The 25522-nt window shown below is 66.5% G+C and carries 24 protein-coding genes; 7 read left to right on the plus strand and 17 right to left on the minus strand.

What is annotated here, in order from left to right; all coding sequences use genetic code 11:
* On the plus strand, positions 1-2031 hold the full coding sequence (locus J2X42_RS03545; protein ID WP_310162287.1) for a fructose-specific PTS transporter subunit EIIC: 2031 nt from the start codon (positions 1-3) through the stop codon (positions 2029-2031).
* A gap of 67 nt (positions 2032-2098) precedes the next feature.
* Positions 2099-2374, plus strand: a complete 276-nt coding sequence (locus J2X42_RS03550) for an HPr family phosphocarrier protein (RefSeq protein WP_310162288.1) — start codon at positions 2099-2101, stop codon at positions 2372-2374.
* 102 nt (positions 2375-2476) lie between these two features.
* On the opposite strand, the gene J2X42_RS03555 is transcribed toward J2X42_RS03550, so the two are convergent.
* Together J2X42_RS03555 and J2X42_RS03560 are read right to left on the minus strand one after the other, a co-directional pair.
* Positions 2477-2893 carry an SRPBCC domain-containing protein gene (locus J2X42_RS03555; RefSeq protein ID WP_310162289.1) on the minus strand — a complete coding sequence of 139 codons (417 nt, stop codon included), beginning with the start codon at positions 2891-2893 and terminating at the stop codon, positions 2477-2479.
* 14 nt (positions 2894-2907) lie between these two features.
* Positions 2908-3753 carry a class I SAM-dependent methyltransferase gene (locus tag J2X42_RS03560; protein WP_310162291.1) on the minus strand — a complete coding sequence of 282 codons (846 nt, stop codon included), beginning with the start codon at positions 3751-3753 and terminating at the stop codon, positions 2908-2910.
* Positions 3754-3992: 239 nt separating this feature from the next.
* Between J2X42_RS03560 and J2X42_RS03565 the strand changes: the two genes are divergently transcribed.
* Positions 3993-4259 (plus strand): Rho termination factor N-terminal domain-containing protein, encoded by a 267-nt coding sequence (locus tag J2X42_RS03565; RefSeq protein ID WP_310162292.1) that lies wholly within the window; start codon positions 3993-3995, stop codon positions 4257-4259.
* A gap of 60 nt (positions 4260-4319) precedes the next feature.
* On the opposite strand, the gene J2X42_RS03570 is transcribed toward J2X42_RS03565, so the two are convergent.
* Entirely contained in the window at positions 4320-5375 is a 1056-nt protein-coding gene (locus tag J2X42_RS03570; RefSeq protein WP_310162294.1) for a Ku protein, read from the minus strand.
* Between the two features lie 40 nt (positions 5376-5415).
* On the opposite strand from J2X42_RS03570, the gene J2X42_RS03575 reads away from it, so the two are divergent.
* On the plus strand, positions 5416-7887 hold the full coding sequence (locus J2X42_RS03575) for an ATP-dependent DNA ligase (RefSeq protein WP_310162295.1): 2472 nt from the start codon (positions 5416-5418) through the stop codon (positions 7885-7887).
* 119 nt (positions 7888-8006) lie between these two features.
* Here J2X42_RS03575 and J2X42_RS03580 read toward each other — a convergent pair whose 3' ends face one another.
* Positions 8007-8267, minus strand: coding sequence for a hypothetical protein (locus J2X42_RS03580; protein WP_310162297.1), 261 nt, complete (start codon positions 8265-8267; stop codon positions 8007-8009).
* 72 nt (positions 8268-8339) lie between these two features.
* On the minus strand, positions 8340-8552 hold the full coding sequence (locus J2X42_RS03585; protein ID WP_310162299.1) for a hypothetical protein: 213 nt from the start codon (positions 8550-8552) through the stop codon (positions 8340-8342).
* 477 nt (positions 8553-9029) lie between these two features.
* Here J2X42_RS03585 and J2X42_RS03590 point away from each other — a divergent pair, with 477 nt between their 5' ends.
* Both J2X42_RS03590 and J2X42_RS03595 read left to right on the plus strand, forming a co-directional pair.
* Positions 9030-10628 carry an MFS transporter gene (locus J2X42_RS03590; protein ID WP_310162302.1) on the plus strand — a complete coding sequence of 533 codons (1599 nt, stop codon included), beginning with the start codon at positions 9030-9032 and terminating at the stop codon, positions 10626-10628.
* 176 nt (positions 10629-10804) lie between these two features.
* Positions 10805-11890, plus strand: a complete 1086-nt coding sequence (locus tag J2X42_RS03595; protein ID WP_310162303.1) for an FUSC family protein — start codon at positions 10805-10807, stop codon at positions 11888-11890.
* On the opposite strand, the gene J2X42_RS03600 is transcribed toward J2X42_RS03595, so the two are convergent.
* From J2X42_RS03600 to J2X42_RS03625, 6 genes are all read right to left on the minus strand, one after another.
* The gene (locus tag J2X42_RS03600) at positions 11858-12631 is read right to left on the minus strand and encodes an SDR family oxidoreductase (protein ID WP_310162306.1); all 774 of its coding nucleotides are present in this window, start codon (positions 12629-12631) and stop codon (positions 11858-11860) included. The genes J2X42_RS03595 and J2X42_RS03600 overlap by 33 nt on opposite strands.
* 95 nt (positions 12632-12726) lie before the next feature.
* Entirely contained in the window at positions 12727-14574 is a 1848-nt protein-coding gene (locus J2X42_RS03605; RefSeq protein WP_310163335.1) for an IucA/IucC family siderophore biosynthesis protein, read from the minus strand.
* A gap of 32 nt (positions 14575-14606) precedes the next feature.
* Positions 14607-15197, minus strand: a complete 591-nt coding sequence (locus J2X42_RS03610; protein WP_310162308.1) for a GNAT family N-acetyltransferase — start codon at positions 15195-15197, stop codon at positions 14607-14609.
* Positions 15194-16588, minus strand: a complete 1395-nt coding sequence (locus J2X42_RS03615) for a lysine N(6)-hydroxylase/L-ornithine N(5)-oxygenase family protein (protein WP_310162309.1) — start codon at positions 16586-16588, stop codon at positions 15194-15196. The genes J2X42_RS03610 and J2X42_RS03615 overlap by 4 nt, the downstream gene beginning before the upstream one ends.
* Positions 16585-18168, minus strand: a complete 1584-nt coding sequence (locus J2X42_RS03620; RefSeq protein ID WP_310163339.1) for an aspartate aminotransferase family protein — start codon at positions 18166-18168, stop codon at positions 16585-16587. The genes J2X42_RS03615 and J2X42_RS03620 overlap by 4 nt, the downstream gene beginning before the upstream one ends.
* A 230-nt stretch (positions 18169-18398) precedes the next feature.
* Entirely contained in the window at positions 18399-18938 is a 540-nt protein-coding gene (locus J2X42_RS03625; protein WP_310162310.1) for a hypothetical protein, read from the minus strand.
* A gap of 175 nt (positions 18939-19113) precedes the next feature.
* On the opposite strand from J2X42_RS03625, the gene J2X42_RS03630 reads away from it, so the two are divergent.
* Complete coding sequence (locus J2X42_RS03630; protein WP_310162312.1) at positions 19114-19866, plus strand: GAF and ANTAR domain-containing protein; 753 nt, start codon at positions 19114-19116, stop codon at positions 19864-19866.
* Between the two features lie 21 nt (positions 19867-19887).
* On the opposite strand, the gene J2X42_RS03635 is transcribed toward J2X42_RS03630, so the two are convergent.
* The 6 genes from J2X42_RS03635 to J2X42_RS03660 form a co-directional block, all read right to left on the minus strand.
* Positions 19888-20220, minus strand: a complete 333-nt coding sequence (locus J2X42_RS03635) for a GNAT family N-acetyltransferase (RefSeq protein WP_310162314.1) — start codon at positions 20218-20220, stop codon at positions 19888-19890.
* Complete coding sequence (locus J2X42_RS03640; protein ID WP_310163340.1) at positions 20217-21572, minus strand: acyltransferase; 1356 nt, start codon at positions 21570-21572, stop codon at positions 20217-20219. The genes J2X42_RS03635 and J2X42_RS03640 overlap by 4 nt, the downstream gene beginning before the upstream one ends.
* Positions 21573-21674: 102 nt before the next feature.
* Positions 21675-22079: a DUF1304 domain-containing protein gene (locus J2X42_RS03645; RefSeq protein ID WP_310162315.1), complete on the minus strand. Its 405-nt coding sequence runs from the start codon at positions 22077-22079 to the stop codon at positions 21675-21677.
* A 36-nt stretch (positions 22080-22115) separates the two neighbouring features.
* Positions 22116-22967 carry a class II fructose-bisphosphate aldolase gene (locus J2X42_RS03650; protein ID WP_310162317.1) on the minus strand — a complete coding sequence of 284 codons (852 nt, stop codon included), beginning with the start codon at positions 22965-22967 and terminating at the stop codon, positions 22116-22118.
* Positions 22967-24433: a GntP family transporter gene (locus J2X42_RS03655; RefSeq protein WP_310162318.1), complete on the minus strand. Its 1467-nt coding sequence runs from the start codon at positions 24431-24433 to the stop codon at positions 22967-22969. The genes J2X42_RS03650 and J2X42_RS03655 overlap by 1 nt, the downstream gene beginning before the upstream one ends.
* A 159-nt stretch (positions 24434-24592) precedes the next feature.
* Positions 24593-25492, minus strand: coding sequence for an NAD(P)-dependent oxidoreductase (locus tag J2X42_RS03660; protein WP_310162319.1), 900 nt, complete (start codon positions 25490-25492; stop codon positions 24593-24595).
* Positions 25493-25522 lie beyond the last annotated feature (30 nt).

Consider the following 25522-nt stretch of genomic DNA (forward strand, 5'->3'; position numbering starts at 1 on the left):
GTGACTGCGCTCATCACCACCGAACTGGTCGAGCTCGACCAGAACCTGGGCTCCTCGCCCGAGGACGTGATCCGGCACCTGGCCAGCAAAGTGGCTGCCACCGGACGCGCATCAGAGGTTGAAGGCCTTTTCGCCGACGCCTTCGCCCGCGAGCAGAAGACGGCTACCGGCATCCCCGGCGGCATCGCCATCCCGCACTGCCGCTCCGCGGCGGTCACCGTGCCCACCCTGGCCATGGCCCGCCTCAACCCGAAGGTGGACTTCGGCGCCAAGGACGGCCCGGCGGACCTGATCTTCTTCATCGCCGCCCCCGACGGCGCAGACCAGGAGCACCTCAAGCTGCTGTCCAAGCTGGCCCGCTCCCTGATCAAAAAGGACTTCACGGCAGCGTTGCGTGCGGCGTCTTCCCGTGAGGCGATCGTGGAACTGGTGGACGGCGCACTGGCGGACAAGCCGGCAGCCCACGCGGCTGCTTCTCCTGATGCGGCGCCTGCCGCGGCCGCCGCTGCTGCCGCCCCCGCCGCTGGTTCTGCGGGACCGAGGCGCCTTGTGGCCGTGACCGCGTGCCCCACCGGCATCGCCCACACCTACATGGCCGCCGACTCGCTGGTCGCCGCTGCCCAGGAAATGGGCGTGGACCTGCAGGTTGAAACCCAGGGCTCCTCCGGCGCCAAGCCGCTGGAGCCGGCGGTCATCGCCGCCGCGGAAGCCGTGATCTTCGCGGTGGACGTGGACGTCCGCGGCAAGGAGCGCTTCGCCGGCAAGCCCGTCATCAACGCTCCCGTCAAGCGCGGCATCGACGAGCCCGCCAAGATGGTCCAGGAAGCACTCGCCGCGGCCAACGACCCGCACGCCCGCCGCGTCCCGCACTTCGGCGCCGAAGAACAGGCTGAGAAGGAAGCGTCCGAAAAGGGCGAGCACATCGGCCAGAAGCTGAAGCGCGCACTGCTCACCGGTGTCAGCTACATGATCCCGTTTGTGGCCGGCGGCGGTCTGCTGATCGCCCTGGGCTTCCTCCTGGGCGGCTATAACATCACCAGCGTCGCGGACAAGGTGGTCGTGGCGAACAACTTCGGGAACCTCCCGGAGGGCGGCCTCGCCATCTACCTCGGTGCGGTCCTCTTCAAGATCGGTGCCCTGTCCATGGGCTTCCTGGTCCCCGCGCTGGCCGGCTACATCGCCTACGCCATCGCCGACCGGCCAGGTATCGCCCCGGGCTTCGTCGCAGGTGCGGTGTCGGGCTTCATGGGTGCCGGATTCCTCGGCGGCATCGTCGGCGGCCTGCTCGCCGGCTACATGGCCCACCTGATCGGGACCTGGCAGGTACCGCGCTGGCTCCGCGGCCTGATGCCCGTGGTGATCATCCCGCTGCTCGCATCCATCTTCGCCTCCGGCCTGATGTTCCTGCTCCTCGGCGGCCCTATCGCAGGCCTCACTGCAGCACTGAACTCCTGGCTCTCGGGCATGACCGGCGCCTCCGCCGTCGTCCTTGGCATCATCCTCGGCCTGATGATGTGCTTCGACCTCGGCGGCCCGGTCAACAAGGTTGCCTACGCCTTCGCAGTGGCCGGCCTGAGCGCAGGCAGCGCCACCAACCAGGCGCCGTGGCAGATCATGGCAACCGTCATGGCTGCGGGCATGGTCCCGCCGCTGGCGATGGCCCTGGCCACTGTCCTCGACAAGAAGCTCTTCAGCCTGGCTGAACGGGAGAACGGCAAGGCAGCCTGGCTGCTGGGCGCCTCCTTCATCTCCGAAGGTGCCATCCCGTTCGCCGCGGCCGACCCGCTGCGCGTCATCCCCGCCAGCATGGTGGGCGGTGCCCTCACCGGCGCCCTCTGCATGGCCACCGGCGTCACCTCGCAGGCACCCCACGGCGGCATCTTCGTGTTCTTCGCCATCGGCAACCTGGTGATGTTCGTTATCTCCATCCTGGCCGGAACCGTGGTCAGCGCCCTGGCCGTCATCGCCCTCAAGCGCTGGGCTGCCGCCAAGCCCGCTGCTACCGTGGAGTCCGTTCCCGTAACGGTCTGACCCGGCTTCACCCACTACATATCAACGGCGCTGAACCAACAGGCGCCGCAAGACAAAAGGAGCAAAAATGCCAGAACGCACCGCAACCGTCGCCAGCCGAGTAGGCCTGCACGCACGTCCCGCCGCCATCTTCGCCGAAGCCGCCGGCGAGTACGACCTCGACATCACCATCGCCCGCGAAGGTGAGCCCGCCGATGAGGCCATGGACGCCGCCAGCATCCTGTCCCTGATGAGCCTGGGCGCCTCCCACGGCGACGTTGTAGTGCTTCGCGCCGAGGGCACCGGCGCGGACGACGCGCTCGAGAGCCTCGTCAGGATCCTGGAAACGGATCACGACGCCTAGGCAGGCACGTCGTTCGACTGACAAAGTGCCGGCGGCCGCCGTCGCGCCCCTCCCCTTGTGGGGAACGGGCGCGACGGCGGCCGCCGGTTTTTTAGCGCTTGGCTAGCCGCGTTCGGTGATCTTCTTGACGTCGGCCACGAGCATGTCCCACATGCCCCTGGAGTGTTCGGCCGCATCTTCGCTGGCGTTGTTGTCCTGCGCGAGCGTGAGCTGCGTCCGTCCGCCCTTGTCCTCCAGCGTCCACGTCAGCGTGTGGTAGTTCTCGGGCTTGTCCTCCTCGCCGCCGAGGGGGCTGAAATGGGTGTGGACCAGCTTTTGTCCGGGGTCAACTTCGAGGACCGTCCCCTTATCCTCGTAGGGCTTGCCTTCCCATTCCCCGCGCCAGGCGATGGGCCCGCCCACGGTCCAGTCCGTTGCCAGGTCTGCGCCGAACATAAACTCCTTCACCGCCCGTGGATCCGTGATGACCTTCCAAACCCTGTCCGGCGGGGCTTCGATGGTGATGGTGGACGTTGCCACGTGGTTCCCCGGCACTACTTGGCCTTCTTCGCGGTGAGCAGGAGGTACTCCCATTCCATTTGCCACGCGGCATCACCGTGGGCATCACCGAAGGAATCCGCCAGCTCCGTGAGGGCCTTGTCCAGGGCTTTGACCTTGTCGTCGTCGTCGGCGAGGAATTTGTAGACCGAGATGGTGGGGCCGTAGTGGGACTTGAAGTACCGCAGGAAATCCTCCGGCTGGTGGAAGCTGTGGATTGCCACGGTGCGCTTCTGCGCCTTGATGTCGGTGATCCTGTCGCCGAAGAGTTCACGCACGTGGTCCTCACTGCCCCAGAGCGGCGGCGGCTGGGCCCCGGGCGGGGGCGGAGGCGCGAACGGCTTCATGGTGGCGAACATCTTTCCGATGAACCCTTCAGGCGTCCAGCTCAGCAGGCCAACGGTGCCGCCGGGCTTGCATACCCGTACGATTTCGTCCGCCCCCGCCTGGTGATGGGGCGCGAACATCACGCCCAGGCAGGACATGACCGTATCGAATTCGTTGTCCCCGAACGGCAGTGACTCGGCATCGGCTTCCCGCCATTCCAGCGTTACGCCGCGGTCGGCTGCCTGGTGCCGGCCGGCGTCGAACAGTTCCGGAGTGAGGTCGCTGGCGATCACCTGGGCGCCCATCATGGCCGCCGGGATTGCGGCGTTGCCCGATCCGGCCGCCACGTCCAGGACACGCTGTTTGGCCTTGATTCCGCACGCATCAACGAGGATAGCTCCGAGGTCCAGGATCAGTTCGCTGGCCAATGCGGGGTAGTCCCCCGACGCCCACATGGCCCGGTGCTTCTGCTTCAGTGCACGGTCGGCATCTGTGACGTCCGTTGTGTCATTCATTTCGGTGTCCCTCTCCTGTGGCAGGTTTTGAGTGACAGCACGCTGCGCTAACAGGGCTGCGATGCGACCCATTGTGGCCGCACCGGGCCGGGGTGTAAAGCGTCCGACGCTGCTTGCCGGGCCAAAAAGCAAGCAGCCTTAGCGTTTCCTTGTTTTTGCGCAGGCCCGGACATAGCGTGGAAGCCTGACCAGCGAAGACAGTGCTGCGGCGCACGGGCCACCGTATTAAGGAGGATGACATGCCAGGCAAGAAAAACCCCAGCCTGAAGGATCCCGAGCTCTACGAGGAACTGCGTGAGGACGGCGCGTCCAAACAGAAGGCCGCCCGCATCTCGAATGCGGCAGCCCAAAAGGGCCGCTCCGCCGTCGGCCGCAAGGGCGGAAAGTCAGGCGACTACGACGACTGGACAGTCCCGCAGCTCAAAGCCAGGGCCAAGGAAATAGGCCTCACCGGCTACTCCGCCAAGAAAAAGAGCGAGCTTATCTCCGCGCTCCGGAACTCCTAGGCGGCCGCCATCACCTCACCACCGGCCCTGAGGTCCACAGCATCAGCCGCGCGTGCAGGATCACGCGCCCTTTCGAGCCCGCGTGGTGGTGGCTTTCGCCGCAGGCTTGGCAGCCGACGAGTCCGCCTTTGCCGCGGACTTGCGGGCGGTGGACTTGGTGGCAGTGGATTTTGTGGCGGTGGACTTTGCCGTGCTGGACTTTGCAGCCGCAGTCTTGGTTCCAGCCGCGCTCTTTGGTCCGGACTTGCTCCCGGCAGCGGATTTCGCCGGAGCTTCTTCTGCTTCGTCCTCGTCGGCGTCGGTGTCCTTGGCGGCCGCCGCGGCACCACCGCCGCGCTTCCGGTCAAGGCTGCGCTTGAGGGCTTCCATCAGGTCGATAACTTCACCCTTGCCGCCTTCGCCGGCTTCCACACCAAACGTCTCGTCGGTGTCCAGGGAGTCGCCCTTTTCCAGCTTGGCGTCGATGAGGGTGCGGAGCTGGATCTGGTAGTCATCGGTGAAGTGGTCCGGATCGAAATCGGCGGCCATGGACTCCACGAGGGCAGCGGACATTTCGCGTTCCTGCGCGGAGATGCGGACGGACTCATCCAGGGCCGGGAAGCTGGCCTCCCGGACCTCGTCGGGCCACAGCAGGGACTGCAGCACCAGCACATCGTCCTTGATGCGCAGCGCCCCCAGCCTGGTCTTCTCACGCAGGGCGAACTGGACGATGGCCACCCTGTCCGTGTCCTCCAGAGCCCGGCGCAGCAGGACATAGGCCTTGGGCGATTTGGAGTCCGGCTCCAGGTAATAGCTCTTCTCGAACATCATGGGTTCCAGCTGCTCCGAGGGGACAAACTGGACCACCTCGATCTCGTGGCTGTTTTCCGCCGGGATGGACTTGAGCTCGTCCTTGGACAGCACCACGGTCCGGCCGCCGTCCTCAAAGGCCTTGTCAATGTCCGAATAGTCGATGACCTGGCTGCACACCTCGCAGCGCCGCTGGTACCGGATCCGGCCGCCGTCGGCGTTGTGGACCTGGTGGAGGCTGATGTCATGGTCCTCGGTGGCGCTGTAGACCTTCACGGGCACGTTGACCAGGCCAAACGCGATGGCACCTTTCCAGATGGCTCTCATCCCTCAAGTGAACCGCACGCAGGGCCGGAGGTGAAGACCTTTGGCCGGCGCTAAGGAGCGTGTCCGGGTGGCGGGGCGGGAACTGACCCTGACCAACCTGGACAAAATCATCTATCCGGCGACCGGCACCACCAAGGCCGATGTCCTGGCCTACTACGCCGCTGTGGCACATGTCCTGATCCCGGCAGCCGCCAATCGTCCCGCCACCCGCAAGCGGTGGGTCAACGGTGTGGGCACGGCGGCCAGCCCCGGGGAAGTGTTTTTCCAGAAGAACCTGGAGGATTCGGCGCCGGGCTGGCTCCCGCGCGCGGCCATCACGCACAAGGACCGCACCATCTATTACCCGATGGTCAACGATCCAGCCACGCTCACCTGGTTCGGCCAGATCAATTCGCTGGAAATCCATGTGCCGCAGTGGAAGGTGGACTCCCACGGCAGGCAGCTGAATCCGGACCGCCTGGTGCTGGACCTGGACCCCGGCGACGGCGCCGGGCTTCCGCAATGCGTTGAGGTGGCGTTCCTGGCCCGGGCCATCCTGCAGGACGTGGGCCTGGACCCCATCCCCGTCACCAGCGGCAGCAAGGGTATCCACCTCTACGCCGGCCTGGACGGACTCCAGACCTTCGACCAGATTTCGGACTTTGCCCACGAACTGGCCCGCGCCCTGGAGTCCGACCACCCGGATCTCGCCGTCAGCGACATGAAGAAAACGCTGCGCAAGGGCAAGGTCCTGGTGGACTGGAGCCAGAACAGCGCGGCCAAAACCACCATCGTGCCGTACTCGCTTCGCGGCAGGCCTACGCCAATGGTTGCGGCGCCACGGACCTGGCGGGAGCTCAGTTCCCCCAGCCTCGAGCACCTCGACTATCAGGCCGTGATGCGCCGGGTGAAGGCAGGCAAGGACCCGTTCGCCGCCGTCGCCAGCGGTTCCGGGAACCCAGGCGGGACCAAGCACGACGGCGGCACTCACCCGCGGCTCGAAAAGTACCGTTCGATGCGCGACCCGGACGCGACGCCCGAACCGTTCACGGGCGCCGAAGGAAACGGCGACACCTTTGTCATCCAGGAGCACCACGCCAGCAGGCTGCACTTTGATTTCCGGCTGGAGCATGACGGCGTGCTGGTGTCCTGGGCCTTGCCCAAGGGGGTGCCCGACTCAGGCGGCAAGAACCATTTGGCGGTCCAGACCGAGGACCATCCCCTGGACTATGCCACGTTTGAGGGCACCATTCCCAAGGGCCAGTACGGCGCAGGCGAGGTGACCATCTGGGACCACGGCACGTACGAACTCGAGAAGTGGATCAACGGCCGGGAGGTCATTGCGACGCTCACCGGCTCCGAGGGCGGAGGCCTGGGCGGGACCAGGAAGTTCGCCCTGATCAACACCGGCCGGGGGCAGGGCAAGGATTCGGACGGGCAGTGGCTCATCCACCTGATGGACAAGGACCACCACACGTTCCACCCGCGAAAGGCCCCGGCGGACGACGGGGACGATACCGGACCCGACGGGAAGGAAAACGGCGAACAGGAGCCCGGGCCGGCGTCTCGGGCTGCCGCTGAAGACCTCAGGCCCATGATGGCCACCGCCGGCACCGCCGCCGACCTCCACGGCAGCGAGTGGCAGTACGAACTCAAGTGGGACGGCGTCCGGGCCGTGATCGTCGCTGACCAGGAGAAGGTCCGCATCTTCAGCCGCAACGGCAACGACGTCACCGCAACCTACCCCGAACTGACCGACCGGGCCTGCTGGCCGGACCGGTCGTTCGTTGCCGACGGTGAGATCTTCGCCGTCGGGCCTTCCGGGAAACCCGACTTCGGCGTACTGCAGGGCCGCATGAAGCTGACCCGGCCCGCCGACGTCGCCAAGGCCAGGGCCGCCATTCCGGTGCGGCTGATGCTTTTTGATCTTTTGTCCGACGGCGGCAAGGACCTCCGCCGCCTTCCGTTCGGCAAGCGGCGGCAGCGGCTCGAGGAGTTCCACCATCCGTCGGCCGCCCCCGTGGAGCTGTCCCCCGTCCTGGATGACCGGATCGAGGACATCCTGGAGAGCGCGCAGGAGTTGGGGCTTGAGGGCGTGATGGCCAAGCGGACGGACAGCCGGTATGTCAGCGGGCAGCGGACCAGGACCTGGATCAAGATCAAGCTGGAGCAGACCCAGGAAGTGGTGGTGGGCGGCTGGCGGCCGGGCAAAGGCGGGCGGCAAAGTTCGGTGGGTTCGCTCCTCGTAGGCATCCCCGACGGCAACAGGCTGCGGTACGTGGGCCGCGTGGGCAGCGGGTTCAGCCTGCGCGAACTGGAGGAACTGCGGCAGACAGTGGACGGCCTGGCCCGGAAGACCTCCCCGTTCGACGACGTGCCCCGTGAGGACGCCGCCGACGCCCACTGGGTGACGCCGCGGCTGGTGGGCGAGGTGACCTTCGGCCAATGGACCGGCAGCGGGAAGCTCCGGCATCCGGTGTGGCGGGGCTGGAGGCTGGACAAGGAAGCGGACGAAGTGGTCGACGAGTCATAGCGCCGGCGACGTGCGAATTCCTTGGCGACACACAAAATACCTGGCGACACCCGTATATGGGTGTCGCCAGGTATTTTGCGTGTCGACAGGTCAGATGCGCGTCGTCCGGCCCAGGATTCCTAGGATGAGTGCGGCATCTGCGGGCGGCCGGTCCGGTGCACGGCCGTGACCGCTGCTTCCTGGCCGGCCCGTCCGTGGGAGGAACCCCGTTCCTTGGGATGGCGGCGCTTGCCGTTTCCGTCCGGCCAGCGCTGCATCCCCGCCATGGCAGTGCTCACGGCAATGGTGGCCGGCCCCGGCATTGACGGCGCGTTCATGGCTGCCGCGAGATGTTCCGCGACCTCCGGTGCGACCTTGGACCCAGTATGTTTTTCAGCCATTTTTTCTTCCTTTCCGCAATGAAATGAAGTGTTTACCAGCAGTAAGACTGGAGTGCCTTTCCGGGGCTGGAATTACCAGCGGACTTTCTTCTCGACCGGCCCCTGTTTGCCGCTTGCATGCGTGGGCTTGTGGTTCTTGCCAACGCTTTGCAGCCCGGAGTCGCCACCCCGGGACTTGCTGGCCAGCATGGCCCGCTGCGCTTCGGTGAGCCCGGCCCTGATGCCCTTGGCTTCTGGCTTTTCGCCAGGGGTGGCCGGCTCACTGGGAGTGTTTTGTTCAGTCATTGGGTGGAACCTTTCTGAGGAGGATCAGCGTGTCTGACGAGATCAGCGTGGACGGGGGCCGGCAGTCCGGGCCGCAGGCGTCCGCCTACTCAAGAATCAGTGTTCCCATGGCACAACAATAGGCAGCTTGCGCCTCGGTTGTGAACCCCTGTCTTGGGCCGGTGGGGACGTCCTGCAGTGGCCGGACGGGCCGTGGCGGGCGTCACGATTGGACCTGAACGGGCTGCCAAAAGGAGCCCAAAAGCGGCCTGGAAGGAAAAGATTGCGTAACGATGGCCCTGCCGAGGCTGATTCCCAGTGATGGCGCGGCCAAAGCGGCGAAAAGAAATCAGACAACAATGGCCGAAAACGCCCTGAAACGGGTGATCCTACGGCATCGAACTCTCAATTGCCACGGAATTCGCGTAAAATTGAAGGCCTGCCCAGAGCGGGGCAGCTACAAGTCGCAAGCAAATGACCTCCACAGGAGTTGCCCAAATGCCCACAGACCGAAGCACGACCGACTCTTCAGCAGGCGTTAACACCGCCAGCGGAACCAACAATGTAATGCCACCAAGCGCACCACCCAGTGTGCGGAAACCTAAGATTCTTGCACGTCGCCGGCTCAAGGAGTCCGACGTGAATGTAGTCAACCAGCCCATGCTGAAAAAAGCACTCGGCGGAACCATCGTGGGTAACACCATGGAATGGTACGACGTCGGCGTGTTCGGCTACCTGATCACCACCATGGGACCCGTCTTCCTTCCCGAGGCAGACAAGTCGGTCCAGACGCTGTTCCTGCTGGGAACGTTCGCGGCCACCTTCATCGCCCGCCCCCTCGGCGGTGTTGTGTTCGGCTGGCTCGGCGATAAGATCGGCCGCCAGAAGGTGCTGGCAGCAACACTGATGCTGATGGCGGCAAGCACGTTCGCCGTCGGACTGCTCCCCGGCTACGCGCAGATCGGTATCTGGGCCGCGGCCCTCCTGGTGCTGCTGAAGCTCGTGCAGGGCTTCTCCACCGGCGGTGAATACGCCGGCGCCACCACGTTCGTCAGCGAATACGCGCCGGACAAGCGCCGTGGCTTCTTTGCCAGCTTCCTGGACATGGGCAGCTACATCGGCTTCGCCATGGGTGCCGCACTGGTATCCGTACTGCAGCTGACGCTTGGCCAGTCCGCCATGGAGGAATGGGGCTGGAGGCTGCCGTTCCTCATCGCCGGACCGCTGGGCCTCATCGCCGTGTACTTCCGGAACAAGATCGAGGAATCCCCCCAGTTCCAGGCCACCCTGGACGCCCAGGAAGCCCTGGGCAAGGATGCTGCCGCAGCCGATGCGGACGTAGCCAAGGGCCCGATCGGCATCGTGAAGGCCTACTGGCGCCAGATTGTGCTCGCCATGATCCTTGCCGCAGCGGCCAACACCGTGGGTTATGCCCTGACGTCCTACATGCCGACGTACCTCACCGAGTCCAAGGGCTACGACCCCGTCCATGGCACTTTGCTGACCATCCCCGTCCTGGTGATCATGGCCGTCTGCATTCCGCTGACCGGCAAGCTCTCCGACCGGATCGGCCGCCGGCCCGTACTGTGGATCGGCGCCGTGAGCACCGTGGTGTTCTCGATCCCGGCCTTCCTTCTGATCGGTATCGGCGAAGTCTGGTCCACGCTGGCCGGCCTGGCCCTGATCGCCTTCCCCGTGACGTTCTACGTGGCCAACCTGGCTTCCGCCCTTCCGGCGCAGTTCCCGACGGCGAGCCGTTACGGCGCGATGGGCATCGCCTACAACTTCTCGGTGGCCATCTTCGGCGGCACCACGCCGTTCATCGTCGCAGCCCTCATCGGCGCAACCGGCGACGACATGATGCCGGCCTATTACCTGATGGGCACCTCCGTGATCGGGGCAGTGGCGATCTACTTCCTCAAGGAATCAGCCCAGCGGCCCCTGCCCGGCTCCATGCCCAGCGTGGACACCCCGGCGGAGGCCAGGGAACTGGTTGCCACCCAGGATGAGAACCCGCTGATCGACCTGGACGACATGCCGTTCGAAACCCAGGACATCACCGACGCCTCGGCGCCTAAGGTTCCGGCCGGAGTCTGAGAACAAACCGGCCTGCCAGGGCCGTCTTGTAGCCGCTGTTTGTCCGGCCCGCTCAAAGGCCCGTCCCGCGTTCTTTCCTTGGGGGAAGCACGCAGGGCGGGCCTTAGCCGTGCGCCGGGAGATAATTTTGAAAGGCCCCGCCCGGGGGCAGCCAACCACATGAGGGGTGTCGACGCGTGAAGCCAGTGCTGCGGCAGGTCCATGCCCTCCACCGGCTGGAACCCGCGAACAACGACCACCTGGCGGCGCTCCGCGTTGCCCTCAGTGTCGCTGTCCCCTCGCTCCTCCTGCTGTTCCTGGGGCGCGCAGACCTGATCATGTACGCGGTGTTCGGAGCCCTGACAGGGATGTACGGACGGTCCGAACCGCACCAGCTGCGGCTCCGGCACCAGTCCCAGGCTGCGCTGGTCCTCCTCAGCGGGGTGGCTGTGGGCATCTTCCTGTCCGTTAACCACCTCCAGTCGTGGTGGCTGGTGGCCGTGGAGGCGGTGCTGGCCGGAGTCGGTTCAGTGTATTCGGACCGGGTGAAGCTCAAGCCCAACGGCCCGTTCTTCGGCATCCTGGCCCTGGGCGCCTGCGCCTCGGTACCCATGTCCGTCCCCTGGCATGCCGCCCTGCTGATCGCCGCAGGAGCGGCGGCGTTCTCCTTGGTGGTGGGCTTCGGCGGCTGGGTCCGCGTCCGGGCATGGCAGCCGGGAGCCGCGCGCGACGTCGTGTCCCTCCGCGGTGCGGCAGGGCGGGCGGCCGCCGTGCACGCGGCCAGGTACACCCTGGCTGTCGGCCTGGCCGGAGCCATCGGGGTCATCAGCGGCAGCGGACATCCGCACTGGGCCATGGCGGCCGCCGCTGTCCCGCTGGCCGGGGCCGACCTCCCCAGCCGGGTCCGGCGGGGGATCCACCGCATTGTGGGGACATTCCTCGGACTGGCCGTCACCGCCGTCGTCCTTGTCCAGGCCCCGTGGTCGCTGGCGCCGCTGTTCGCAGCCCAGCAGGTGGCGGTCCTGGCCGTCCTGGTCATCGTTTTCCAGTTCACCACAGAGCTTTTTATGGCCCGGCACTACGGCCTGGCCATGGTCTCCTTCACGCCCGTGATCCTGCTGATGACGCAACTGGCGGCACCGACCGACCCCTCCGTGCTCATCCTGGAACGCGGTGTGGAAACATTTGTGGGCGCGCTCGTGGGAATCCTTGTCGTCGTGACGGTCAGGACCCTGCCGGGGCAGAACCCGCTACTTCGCTTTGCGCGCCGGTCCGGTAACTAGCCGGTCCGGCAGCACGCGGACCGCAGCAGCCAGGGCCTTGTAGCGCTTCGACGGGATGGACACGGCCTTGCCGCGGAGGTTGTCGGCCAGGCCTTCACGCACCACTCGCTCGGCAGTCAGCCAGGTCCAGGCAGGGGCAACCGACTTGTCCATGCCCATCCGGTCGTGGAACTCGGTGTGGGTGAAGCCGGGGCATACCGCCGTAACCTTCACGCCCCGCGCCGAGTAGGCCAGGTTGGCCCAGCGGCTGAAGCTGAGCAGCCACGCCTTCGCGGCCGAGTACGTGCCGCGCGGCAGGAAAGCCGCCACGCTGGCCACGTTGATGATCCGGCCCGAGCCGCGTTTCAGCATGCCCTGCAGCGCCGCGTGCGTCAGTTCCATCGCGGTCTCAGCGTGCAGCTTCAGGTGCCGTTTCTCCTCGTCGATGTGGTTCTGCTCGAAGTTGTGGAGCAGGCCGATGCCCGCGTTGTTGACCAGGACACCCACCGGATTTTCCGCGGCGCTAAGGCGTCCGACGACGGCGGCCACCCCGTCGTCGTCCGTCAGGTCCGCGGGGAGCACCTCAGCCGTGATCCCGTACCGCCGTTCCAGGTCCGCCGCCGTCTTTTCGAGCCGGGCCCGGTCCCGGGCCACCAGCACCAGGTTGTGTCCCTGGGCCGCCAGCTGCCGGGCGAACTCCGCCCCCAGCCCGGCGCTGGCTCCGGTGATGAGGGCTGTGGTCTTAGCGTCCCGAGGCGTCATGCCCCCAGCCTAACGCCCGCCCCAAAGCGCGAACGTACAGTTGAGGCCCTCCTAAAGGGCCCCAACTGTACGTTCGCGCTAAGGGTTGCGGAGGGTCAGCCGGCGGTGGCGAACCTTGCCAGCGGATTCTTCAGCCGGCCTGCCATCTGGAGCCCCCCGGACGGGTCGGTCAGGTCAAGCATCTGCTGGTTGTTCCGCAGCTGCAGCCGGTTAAGGCACGACAGTTCAAAGTCGGCGGCGAACAGGTCGTGGCGGGCGAACTGGTCTGCCAGCTCCGGGTTCTCGGCCTGGTAATCCTGGATGGCCCGGGCTGCGGTACCCCAGAACTGATCCTCGCTGAGCTTCCCGTCCTCCACCAGCAGCGCGCCGAGGAAGCGGAAGATGCAGTCGAAAACGTCGGTGAAGATGGCCAGGACCTTTTCGCCGTCGGGAATGTCCGCGCGGATGCGTGACACCTCTTCGGGGAGGTCCAGCCTGTCCCCCATCACCACGATTTCCTCGGCGATGTCCTTCATGACCGCCCGGACGGGCACGCCGTCATCCAGCACCAGGATCACGTTCTCGCCGTGCGGCATAAACGCGAGTTCGTACCGGTAGAGGCAGTGGACCAGGGGAACAAGGTAGGCCTCGAAGTAGCGGCGCAGCCAGTCGGCCGGTTCCAGTCCGGAGCGCTCAATGAGGGCAGACACCATCGGCTTGCCGGCAGAATCGACGTGCAGCAGCGATGCCATCGTGGCCAGCTGCTGGCCGTCCTCCAGCAGCGGAAGCGGACTCTCCCGCCACAGCGCCGACAGCATTTTCCGGTACGGCGAGCCCTTGGCGGACGCGGCCTCATAGTAGCCATTGTGGTAGCCGATGGCCGCGATCTCGCTGATCATGGCCAGGCCGCGCTTCTGCAGGGCTTCGTCCGAACGGATCAGGTCCTGCAGCCAGTCGTTGATGGCCGGGGTGGCTTTCATGTACTGCGGCGAGAGGCCCCGCATAAAGCCCATGTTCAGGACGGACATCGCCGTCTTGACGTAGCTCTTTGCCGGGGCGCTGGTGTTGAAGAACGTGCGGATGGACTGCTGGGCCTGGTAGCTGTCCGGGCCCGTCCCGAGGTGGAGGATGTGCTGCTGGGCAATTTCGGCCGCGAACGTGACGGTGAGCTTGTTTTCCCACTGCCAGGGGTGCACGGGCATCAGGAAGTACTCGGCCGGGTCAACGCCCTGGGCCGTGAATTCCGCGTCAAATGACTGCAGGACCCCGGCACCCAGTTCGGCCTCGAGGTGGGCCCGGTAGTCCAGCCCGGCGCTGGACGTGAAAACAGCCTTGCTGCTGTGCACCCCGATCCATTCCAGCCGGACGGGAGCCCCGGTTTCCGGGGCAAACGCCCGGTAGTCACTGATGCCGAAGCCCAGCCGGCCGTTGTTGGCCACGAAACACGGATGGCCTTCGGTCATGCTGCGCTCGATGGCCTGGAAATCCGCCGCGGGGTCGGTTCCGCCGGTCACGCCGGCAACAAGCTCCCGGGCCGAGGGCTGCCCGAGCCACTGCTTGTAGGAGTGGCCGGCCAGGGTGCTGCTGATCTCCTCAAGGTAGACCGGGAGCATTTCCTCGCGGATCCCCAGGGTGCCCTTGAACTCGGTAATGAAATGCAGCGCGTCGGGGGCGGCATCCCCGCCGTTCCGGGTGCAGCGGATAGACGCGGCGTCCACCGACCAGTGTTCCAGCTCGAGGATGCGGGCGGTGAACGAGTACGCGGTGGAGCCGTCGTCGCTGCGGACCACGTACACCGCGGGCTCAGCCGGGTCTGCGGCGCCCGCGCCGGAGCCCAGTCGCTGCGGCGCCAGGATGCGTTCGTGCAGGAATTCGGCAAGTGCCTTGCGGACCAGGTGGCGGTTGGCTGTGGCCCAGCGCTCCGGTGCGAGATGCGGGACGGTGTCCGCGGTGGTTCCGGCCATGGCGGCGGCGGTTGGGTCCAGCTCGATAGTGGTCACAGTGTGGCTCCCTGGTGGATCGGGGCGGAAAGTTCGTGGGAAAGGTCTTGGGGGTTTCGGAGCGCTGCGCGGGCGGCAAGGTAGTCCTGGCGGGTGCAGAAGCTGAGCAGCGCTTCCTTGTCCGGCAGCGTCACGACTCCTGCCGGCTGGAATCCGAGCCGCCCGTTGAGCACATGGATCTTGGTGTTACGGGCGTCCGGTTCCACCACAACGCGTTCCACGCCCGGCTTCTCGAACAGCCGGTCCAGGACGGCGTCCATCACCGCGGCGGTGTAACCCGGCGTGGGACCTCCCGACGGCGGCGCCACCAGCAGGTGCATGCCGATGTCGCCGTCCTGCACGGCATAGGCTGCGGCCAGCGGTGAGGCGGACGGACGGTACTCCTCCATCAGGAAGGCGGGGACGCCGCCATCGAGCCCCAGCAGGGCATGGTGGTGCCCGCTGGACTGGATTTTGGTGTACTCCTCCACAACCCCGTCAACTGTGGCGGACAGCATCCCCCAGAACGACGCGTACGGCTGGGTGACCCAGCTGTGGAGGAGGGGTGCGTCAGCAACGGCATCCACGCAGCGGAACGTGAAGCTCACGCGGACACCTCCACTTTTTCCGCCTGCTCTTTCCTGGCGGGGCCTGCTCCCACCGGAACAGGTTCCGGCGCGCCGAACTGCTGGAACGCGATGCTGCGCTCCACGGGATACACCTCGCGGCCGGTGATCTCACGCAGGATGCACGAGTTGCGGTAGGCAGCCATGCCCAGGTCAGGAGTGACAAAGCCGTGCGTGTGCAGCTCGGCGTTCTGGACGAAGATTTCCCCGGATTCGACGCCGGTGCTGTAGTTGCGTGCCACGGCGAACCGGCCGGCGGTGTCCCTGGCGATCCGGTCCTGGATGCCGGCCAGGAAGCCCGGTTCCCGGTAGGTGTAGCCGGTGGCCAGGACCACGGCCTCGCTGTCCAGCGCATAGTCCTTGCCCTGTTCCTCGTGCCTGAGCTGCAGGGTGTGGGAACCGGCGGCCGGATCCCACGCGGCGCCGGTCAGCGAGGAGTGCGTGAGGAGCTGGGTGTCCACCATGCCGGAAAGGCTCTTGGTGTAGAGGAGGTCGTAGATGGCATCGATTAGCTCGGAGTTGATGCCCTTGTACAGGTTCTTCTGGCTCTTGATCAGGCCGTCGCGCTGGTCCTGCGGCAGCCCGTGGAAGTAGTCCACGTACTCGGGCGAGGTCATCTCCAGCGTGAGCTTGGTGTATTCCAGCGGGAAGAAACGCCCCGAGCGGGTGACCCAGTTCAGCTGGTAGCCGTGGACGTCGATCTCCTGCAGGAGCTCGTAGTAGATTTCCGCGGCGCTCTGGCCGCTGCCCACGATCGTGATGCTGCGCCTGGCCTGCAGCTCACCCTTCCTCGACAGGTAGTCAGCGTTGTGGAGGACGAGTCCCCCGCCGCCGTTGGCCGCCGCGTCGACTATTCCGTCACAGGAGGCCGGCACATAGGGCGAGGTGCCTGTGCCCAGCACCAGGCGACGCGCGAGCAGAACCTCCGGACCAGCCGGGCCCTGCACCGAAAGACGGTACACACCGGCGTCGTACGTTACATCCAGCACAGCCGTGCTAAAACGGACGGACCGCAACTGGCCGGCCACCCACTGGCAGTACTGGTTGTACTCCGCCCGCAGCGGATAGAAGTTTTCGCGGATGTAAAAGCGGTAGAGGCGCCCGGTCTGCTTGAGGAAATTCAGGAACGAATACGGCGACGTGGGGTCGGCCAGCGTCACCAGGTCCGCCATGAACGGCACCTGGAGGTGGGCCGGCTCCAGCATCATGCCGGGGTGCCAGTCGAAGGAGTCCCGCTGTTCCAGGAAGACGCCGTCCAGCCCGTCCACCGGGTCACTGAGGGCGGCGAGGCCCAGGTTGAAGGGTCCGACGCCGATGCCGGCGAAGTCGAAAATGCGCGGTTCTGCAGTAGTGCCCAAGTCCGTCGTGCTCATGCGGATGCTCCCGTCGTGGCGGTGTCGGTGGCGGTGTTGGCCAGCAGTTGCGCGCCGGTGCGGCGGAGCAGTCCGATGATCTCGCTGATGTCTTCCAGGGTTGCCTCGGCGTTGAGGAGGGTGAATTTCAGGTAGTGCCGGCCGGCCACCTTGGTGCCGGCCACTACGGCCTGGCCGGAGGCGAAGACCGCCGCGCGGATGGCCGGGTTGAGGGTATCTGCCTCCTCCTCGGAGAGCCGGGAACGGCCAACCAGCGGCCGGTACCGGAAGACCAGCGTGCTCAGCTGCGGGTCTGCCGCGAGCTCGAAGTCGTCGTCCGCCGCCAGCACGGAGCCCACCCGGGTGGCAAGGTCGATGGCCTCGTCAAACAGGGCGCCGATCGCGTCCGCGCCCATGATGCGCAGGGTCAGCCACAGCTTGAGCGCGTCGAAGCGCCGGGTGGTCTGGATGCTCTTGTCCACCTGGTTGGGGATCTCGGCCAGGGCGGCGCTTTCCGGGTTCAGGTAGTCCGCATAGTAGGTGACGTGCTGCAGCATGCCACGGTCCCTGACCAGCAGGGCGCTGGAGCTGACGGGCTGGAAGAACGTTTTGTGGAAGTCCACGGTGACCGAATCGGCCAGCCGCGTGCCGTCCAGCAGGTGGCGGTAGCGGTTCGAAACCATCAGCCCGCCGCCGTAGGCGGCATCAATGTGGAACCACGCGCCGTAGGCGCGGGTCAGGGCGGCAAGCTCCGTGAGCGGGTCCACGGCGCCGAAGTCGGTGGTTCCGGCGGTGGCCACAACCGCCATCGGCACCAGCCCGGCGTCGTGCGCTTCCGCCATGGCCTCGGCGAGGGCGGCGGGGTCCATCTTGTGGTCAGCGGCGCACGGGACGGAGATGACGGCGTCGAATCCCATCCCCAGCATCGACGCGGACTTCTGGATGCTGAAATGACTGTCCGCGGACGTGAAGATGCGCAGCTTTTCCAGCAGGGCGGGCAGCCGATGGCCGGTGTTGGCCGGTTCCTGACGCAGGCCGGCGACGGCGTGGTTGCGGGCGATCAGCAGGGCCTGCAGGTTGGACTGGCTGCCGCCGGAGGTGAACACGCCGTCGGCCGCAGCCCCCAGCTGCAGCCGCTCGGCGGTCCAGTCGATGAGCCGGCGCTCGATCATGGTGGCCCCGGCGCTCTGGTCCCAGGTGTCCATCGAGGAGTTCACCGCAGAGAGGATGGCCTCCCCAACCAGGGCCGGGATCACCACCGGGCAGTTCAGGTGGGCGGCGTACTTGGCATCGTGGAAGTAGATAGCATCCCGGAGATAGACGGACTCAAGCTCCTCAAGGGCCGCGGCGGTGTCCGGGAGCGGCCGGTCCAGGTCAACAGCGCCGATGCGCGCCTTCATTTCGGCAGGCCCGACGCCGGTGAACGGCCGGGCGGTGCGGTCCAGTTTGGTGGCAACGGCGTTGACGCCCTGCAGCACCTGCGCCACGTAACGGTTGGAGTTCCGGGTGTTGAACAGATGGTTGGTGGCAGCGAGGGCAAGCTCCACGCGGGAGCCGAAATCCTGCCCGGGCAGGGTTTCGCTCACCCGATTTTCATCCATGTACATCTCATCAACACGGGGCAGCAGCGGCACGGTGGTCATCCTTAGTTTTGACGTCGGGGGTCTTAGCAAGGCAAGCCTTACTTAGGCTTGCCTTTTCGTCAAACTTTTGTGACCTATTTATCCAAACCGCGGGAATGCGGGCATGTTGAGGGTCCCGAGCGCGTCATTGACTGGCGCACGTGGATGATTAGGGGCAAAATACCCGCGCGAACGTGCAGATAAGGACCTCAATGATGGACGCGGAGGGCCTTAACTGCACGTTCGTGCGTGGAACGCTTGGCTGCCGCAGCGCGGGACGGGCGCACTGGATGGGCCTGGTCAGTGGGTTGGTTGGGGTGTCCAACCACCGCGGCGTCGGCAGCGTCCCGCCGGGCCGCTTCGAAGTCGGCGGCCGAATGGATGGGGCACACCGGCAGGTAGACCGGCTCGAGCAGCGACAGGCGGAAGTCGCCCGCCTCCTCCAGCGCCGCTGCCGCAGCAAGCCCCATCGCGTGGTGGATGGCCGCGTGCTGCCCGGCCCGGTGCGAGCCCGGACTGGCGACATGGCGAAGATGCGCCAGCACTCCGGCGTCGAGGTGGATGGCGTGCCGCAGGTCAAGGGCTATCTGCGGGGCGGAGGCCAGGCGCTGCGCCCGGAGGAGCAGGTGCAGCAGTGCCGGAAAATTGTTTTGCGTCAGGCAGCCGCCGACATCAACGCTGATGTTTCCGCGGTCCACATCAACGTGGACAACAATCCGAAGCTTGTGATGGGAAAGTTTGTGGCTCATGGCGATCTCCGCATAGGTGCCCGTGGGCACACTGCATGGCCCACCATCGACTTTATAAAAATGTTGCGCAGCTCACAATACTGCGAGGCAACCTTGCGGCGCGGTGGCTTGACCAACGCTTGACAAGGGGTGCACTCCCCGGCCTTTTTCATGGGGGCAGGCCTAAACTGGGGCTATGGACAAGTCAGCGTTTAAGGCGCAGAGCCGCGCTGACGAGGTCGTGGCCGAGCAGCTCCAGAACCTTGTAGTCGACAGCCGGGACGTCAACGAATTCCTGCACGAATTCTGCGATTATTCGGCCCGTGCCATCTCCGAAGCAATGGAGCTTCCTGTGATGTGCGCGGTGACGCTCAGCCGGCATCGTCGGACCACCACGGCGGCCTGGAGTGATCCGCAGGCCCGGCTGATGGACGAGATACAGCAAAACTACGGCGCCGGACCGTGCCTGCAGGCGATGAACAGCGGCACCACGGTCCTCGTCCCTGACACCCGGCACGACACACGCTGGCCCGAATACGGGCAGGCAATCGCCAATATGGGCCAGCTCAGTGTGCTGGCCGTACCCCTGGCCCTGGACAATGACTCCCGGGCGGCGCTGAATATTTTCGCCGCGGAGGTGAACGCCTTCGGGTCAGAGTCCATCAGCAACGCGGAACTGTTCGCCGGGCATGCGCAGAGTTCGCTTCGGCTGGCAGTGCGTGTTGCCGCCGGCCAGCAGCTGGCAGCGGATCTCAAGGCCGCCATGGAATCACGGACAGCGATCGACCTCGCCGCCGGCATCATCATGGGCCAGAACCGCTGCTCGCAGGAGGAGGCCATGGCCATCCTGGTCAAGGCCTCCAGCGGCAGGAACCAGAAGCTCCGGACCCTGGCCGAGAACCTGGTCGCCTCAATCTCCAGCCAGGAACCGTTCACCCACTTCGATTAGGCAGCTCACTCAGAACTTCGGCTAGACGTCCTCCGGCCAGTCGATGTACTGCTCGTACCCCTCATGCTGGCGGAGGTAGCCGGAAATGAAGGGGCAATGCGGGATGATCCGCTTCCCCGAGGCAACCACGTCATCCAGCGCGAAATGCGCCAGCACCTTGCCCAGGCCCTGGCCCTTGAACTCCTCGGCCGTTTCGGTGTGGGTGAAATCTATATGCCCCGGCCGGTCCCGGAAAAAGGACTGCACCGCGACCTTCCCGCCGACACGCAGCTCGTAGCAATGGTGGGCGTCGTTCCGTGCCAGTGAAACGTCGGGGCTGAACTCGTCCTCGGTGGAAATCATGTTCTCGGTCATGGTTCGACACTGGCACTACTTGGCCCAGCTGGCAATGGCCCGCCCGCCTGGCCGCCACGCACCACCCCGGGCTGCTCCGGCACCCGCTCCGGCATCCTGCCCAGCAACAGCACGGCGAGGGCAAAGCACGCTGCTCCCCCGCCCAGGAGGCCCAGCGTGAGCCCGTTGAAGGCGGCATCGGCCACCGGAATGAAGACCACGACGGCGGCCGTCACCACCGCACCGGCGGGCCGGCCGCGGGTGTGGACTGACGCCGTCGGACGTTCCTCCAGCCGCCCGAAGGCGGCCAGGACTGGAAGCAGCAGGGCAACCACGCCCAGGAGCACCAGCGGCCGCGCCCACCACCATCCAGCGGTTCCGGCGGCCGGCTTGGGGAAGTCCGTGAGCAGCAGGAGCCCTGACATCCCCACCAGCAAGGGCAGGTGCCAGAGATAGACCGTCATGGACCGACGCCCGGCGACAGCCACGAGCGCACTGACCCAGTGCACGCCGGCAACCCAGCCGAGCGCGGGGCGGACGAGTTGGAGGAAGGCCGCCTGCGACACGCCCAGCAGGAGCAGGCAGAAGGTGGGCGGGTTCAGGTTCACCAGCATGTTCCCGGAGTACAGGCCCAGCCCCGCCACCACGCCCAGCAGCAGGTTGGCCGCGATGGCCAGCCCCACCAGGGCGGACCGGGACAGCCGGGCAAAGTGGCCGTCCGCCATCAGGAAACCGAGCTGCTGCACGGCACACCACAGGAACACCAGGTTGGCGTAGGCCAAGAGGGGCAGCACGCCGCGGAAGCAGTCCACGGCCACCACCAGCGCGGCCAGCGCACCCAGCGTCAGCCAGGGCGCGCGGTCATGGAAGCGGGCCAGCAGGGGAATGTTCAGCTGCGCGGCAAGGTACGCGGCCAGGAACCACAGCGGCATTCCCGCGCCGGCGGTCATCAGCTGGATGACCTGGGGGTCGACGCCCAGCAGCAGGGCCGCCGACAGCCCCACGAACATGCACGCAAGCAGCGCCGTCGCCGGCCGGACCAGGCGGAGCAGTCGGGCCTGGGCGAACTCGAAGCCGGTGCCGCCCCGGGCCTTGAGCCGCTGCCAGGACTGCAGGCCGGTGGTTCCGCCCGTCACGAAGAACAGCGGCATCACCATAAAGATCCAGATCACGGGCACGAACCAGCCCTGCTCCGTGAGGGTGTTTTCGGTGGTGACGGTACCGTCCCGGTGCAGCACCGGGCTGACCATCATGCAGTGCCCCACCACCACCAGTGCCAGGCAGAAGAACCGGACGAGGTCAATGACCCGGTCGCGTTCAGCGTCCCGCCGACTGGCGGGTCCGCGTTGCGGGGTTGCCCCCTGCTCCTGCACACCACTCACGTACGGTCCCTACAAACGCCGGATGTTTTTGTTATGTACATTGTCCGCCCGGACGGTCCGGCTGCGGGAAGGTGCCGCGCTGGAGATTGTGCGTTACAGGTTCAGCGCCAGCAGGCCCAGTACGACGGCGAGCAGCGGCGTGGTGCCCTGGGTGGCGGCGGCGCGGAGGTACTTTTTCCCGCTCAGGGCGAGCACCACAGCGGCCAGCAGCATGGATCCGCAGCAGCTGAAGAGCAGGGTCCAGCCGGCCACGGATGGCGCCGACCCTTCGGCGGCGAATGCCACGCAGCCGGTCCCGATGAACGCCCCGATGGCCAGGAACAGGTTGTAGAAGCCCTGGTTGTAGGCGAGCGGCTTGGTGGTCTCGGCATCGGCCTGTGAAGCGAGCCCGAAGCGTTTCCAGGTGGCCGGCCTGGTCCAGGTGAGGGATTCCATCGTGAAGATGTAGACGTGCAGGGCTGCGGCAAGGAACGCAAAAAGGAGGGAGGCCAGGATCATGGCTTGATCCTAGCCTCCCCAAAACTCAAAAGAGCGTCAGCGGGTGAGCATGCCCAGCGCCGCGGTGGCGAACTCCCTGGCCGAGGTGTTCCAGTGGCCCAGGAGGCCTTGAAGGTTTTCGCCGTCGGCCCGGTGCGCCGGCAGCTGCTCCTGGAGCGTGGACAGCACCCCGGTGCGGAGCTCGGTGTTGAAGTTGACCTTGCCCACGTTCATGGCGGCAGCCTTGACCAGCTCGCCGGCGGGAATGCCGGACGCGCCGTGGAGCACCAGCGGGATGTGCGTCCGCACGGCGATGTCCTGCAGGACGTCCCAGCGCAGCTGCGGCTCGCCCTTGTACTTGCCGTGCACGTTACCCACGGCCACTGCCAGTAGCTGCGCGCCGGTCCGGGCCACGAAGTCCTCCACCTGGGCGGAATCCGTCAGGCCGGCCACGGCCACGCCGGCTTCATCCGCGCCGAAGGCCCGGTCCTCGTCGCCGGCCAGGCCGCCCAGTTCCGCTTCGAGCACGACGTCGGCACCCAACAGTGCGCGGGCCGCCTGGACGAGCGCAACGTTGTCCTCATACGGCAAGGACGAGCCGTCGGCGAGGACCGAATCCGCCCCCGCAGCGACGGCGTCGGCCATCACTGTGAGGTCCGAGGCGTGGTCCAGCTGGACCGCCACCGGGACGGACGCGGCGTCTGCCAGGCCGCGGAGCGCGGCGATCAGCCGCAGGCCGTTGGCCGTGGCGGCCGTTTTGGGGGCCACCAGCAGGATGATCCCGTGGCCGGCGTCCTCGGCCGCGCCCACAACCGCCAGTGCGGTGGTGAAGTCGTAGCAGGTGAACGCCGGAACGGCGGAGCCTTGCTGGAGGGCGGAGGTGACGAGGTGGTCGAGTCGGGTGCGCATCAGACGCCCAGGCCTCCCACCAGGATCCAGGCGACGAAGGTGAGGATGAAGCCGGCCAGGCCAAGGACGGTGGTCAGCACGGTCCAGGTCTTCAGGCCGTCGGAGACCGTGAGGCCGTAGTAGCGCACCACGGTCCAGAAGCCGGCGTCGGTCACGTGGGACAGGCCCAGGGAGCCAAAGCCGATGGCGATCACGATGACGGCGATCTGGGCCGGCGAGTAGCCGCCTTCCATGACGGCAGAGGTCAGCAGGCCGGTGGTGGTGACGATGGCGACGGTGGCCGAACCCTGGGCTGCGCGCAGTGCAAGGGAGATGACGAAGCCGAGCACGATCACGGGCAGGCCAAGGTGGTCCAGGGTCTGGGACAGTGCGGCACCGATGCCGGAGGTGCGGAGCACTTCGCCGAATACACCGCCAGCGGCGACCACCATCAGGATGGAGGCGATGGGAGGCAGCGCGCCTTCGAAGATTTCACCGGTTTCCTTGAGGGACCAGTTCCGGCGGACGGCCAGCAGGAAGAAGGACAGCGCGACAGCAACGAGGAGGGCGAAGAACGGGTTGCCGATGAACGCAGCCAGGCCGTACCAGGAGTTGTCTTTCGGGATGGTGAGCGTGCCCAGGGTGCCGATGAGGATCTGCACAATGGGGGCGGCGATGAGGAAGATGATCAGGGCCGGACGCGGCGGGGCGATGCCGACGGCGCCGGGGCCTTCGTGGCCAACCTTGACCAGGGAGTCGGAACCGAATTCGTCCACCTGTGCCTTGACGCCCGGGAGGAGCTCGTACTCTTTACGGTTCATGATGCTGGCAACCCAGTAGGACAGGAAGCCGAGCGGGACGCAGATCAGCAGCGAGATGAGGGTGATCAGGCCGATGTCGGCGCCAAAAACGCCGGCGCCGGCGACGATGCCCGGGTGCGGCGGGACGGCCACGTGGATGGAGAGCATGATGCCGGCCATCGGCAGGCCGAACTTGACCGGGTGGACGTTGGCGATCTTGGCGAAGGCATAGACGATGGGGACCAGGACAATGATGCCCACCTCGAAGAACACCGGAATGGCCACCAGGAAGCCGACGGCGGTCAGCGCCACCGCAACGCGCTTGGCGCCAAGCTTCTCGGTGAAGTGCGCGGCGAGCGACTGGACGCCGCCGGAGACCTCGATCATCCGGCCCAGGACGGCGCCGAGGGCAATCAGCAGGGCCACCTTGCCCATGGTGCCGCCCACGCCGGTGGCCACCACGGTGAAGACGTCCTTGAGCGGGATCTGGGAGGCAACGGCCACCAGGATGCTGACGGTCAGCAGCGCCACGAACGCCTGGATCTTGAAGCGGATGATCATCACCAGCAGGATGGCGATGCCAACGGCGGCGATGGTGAGGAGCAGCGGAGTGCCAAGTTCTACTGCGGGTTTGATGGCGGGGGCGTCGGCCGCCCGCACTATCAGGGGGTTCATCAGGTGGTTCATGACGGTGTCTCCTTTGACGAGCCAGTCTTCCAGAAGACGGGCAATCAGGCGCTAACTGTTTCTGTTGGGGAACGCTGGGAGGTACGACGACGGCGGAGGGGGGACCGCCGTCGTCGGGCTTTACGGGGAGGTGCTTTGGCGGTGGTGAAGCAGGGGCGCCTAGGCGGTGCGCCTGGTGGGCGCCACAACCTTGATGACGGCGGAGTCGTCGGCGGCGGCGAGGCCCTGGGCCTGGCCCAGGAGGTACAGCTGCTCGGCCGCGGCGGCCACCGGGGCCGCAAGTCCGGCGGCGCGGGTGGCTTTGCCCACGATGCCCATGTCCTTGACGAAGATGTCCAGGCGGGACAGGACCTCGGCGCCTTCCTCGGTGTAGGCCTCGAGGATCCGGGGTCCGCGGTTGGAGAGCATAAACGAACCCGCGGCACCTGCTTCGAGGGCTTTGAGGGTCTTCTCCTGGTCCAGGCCCAGGGCGTCGGCCAGTGCCAGGGCCTCGGCGGCGGCGGCGATGTGGACGCCGCAGAGGAGCTGGTTGACGGTTTTGAGGGCCTGGCCGTCGCCGGGCTTGTTGCCCACCACGGTCAGGGTGGAGGCGAGGAGTTCCAGCGCGGGGCGGGCCTTTTCCTGGGCTTCGGGGGACGCACCGACCACAATCAGCAGGTCGCCTTCGCCGGCGCGCTTGGGGCCGCCGGACAGCGGTGCGTCCACGAGCTCAACGCCGTATTCGGCGAGGCGGGCAACAGTGGCGGGGATTGCTTCGGTGCCCACGGTGCTGCCCAGGATCACGACGGCGCCCGGCTCCAGCACGGAGGCCACGCCGTTCTCACCGAAGAGGACATCGTTGAGCTGCTCGCCGTTGCGGACGGCCAGGAGCAGGGCGTCGGCGCCCTTCGAGGCTTCCCGGGCGGAGGCGAAGGTGCGGATGCCGGCTTCCTCGGCGAGCTTCAGGCGCGGTTCGGCGATGTCGAAGCCGTGGACGGTCAGCTCGCTGGCCAGGCGGGTGGCCATCGGCAGGCCCATGGCGCCGAGGCCCAGGACGGTGATGGTGTAGTTGCTGGTCATGGTGTTCTCCTTTGAAGACTGGCGGGCGGG

Source organism: Arthrobacter sp. BE255 (genome assembly GCF_031457335.1).
In the GTDB taxonomy this organism is placed as follows: domain Bacteria; phylum Actinomycetota; class Actinomycetes; order Actinomycetales; family Micrococcaceae; genus Arthrobacter.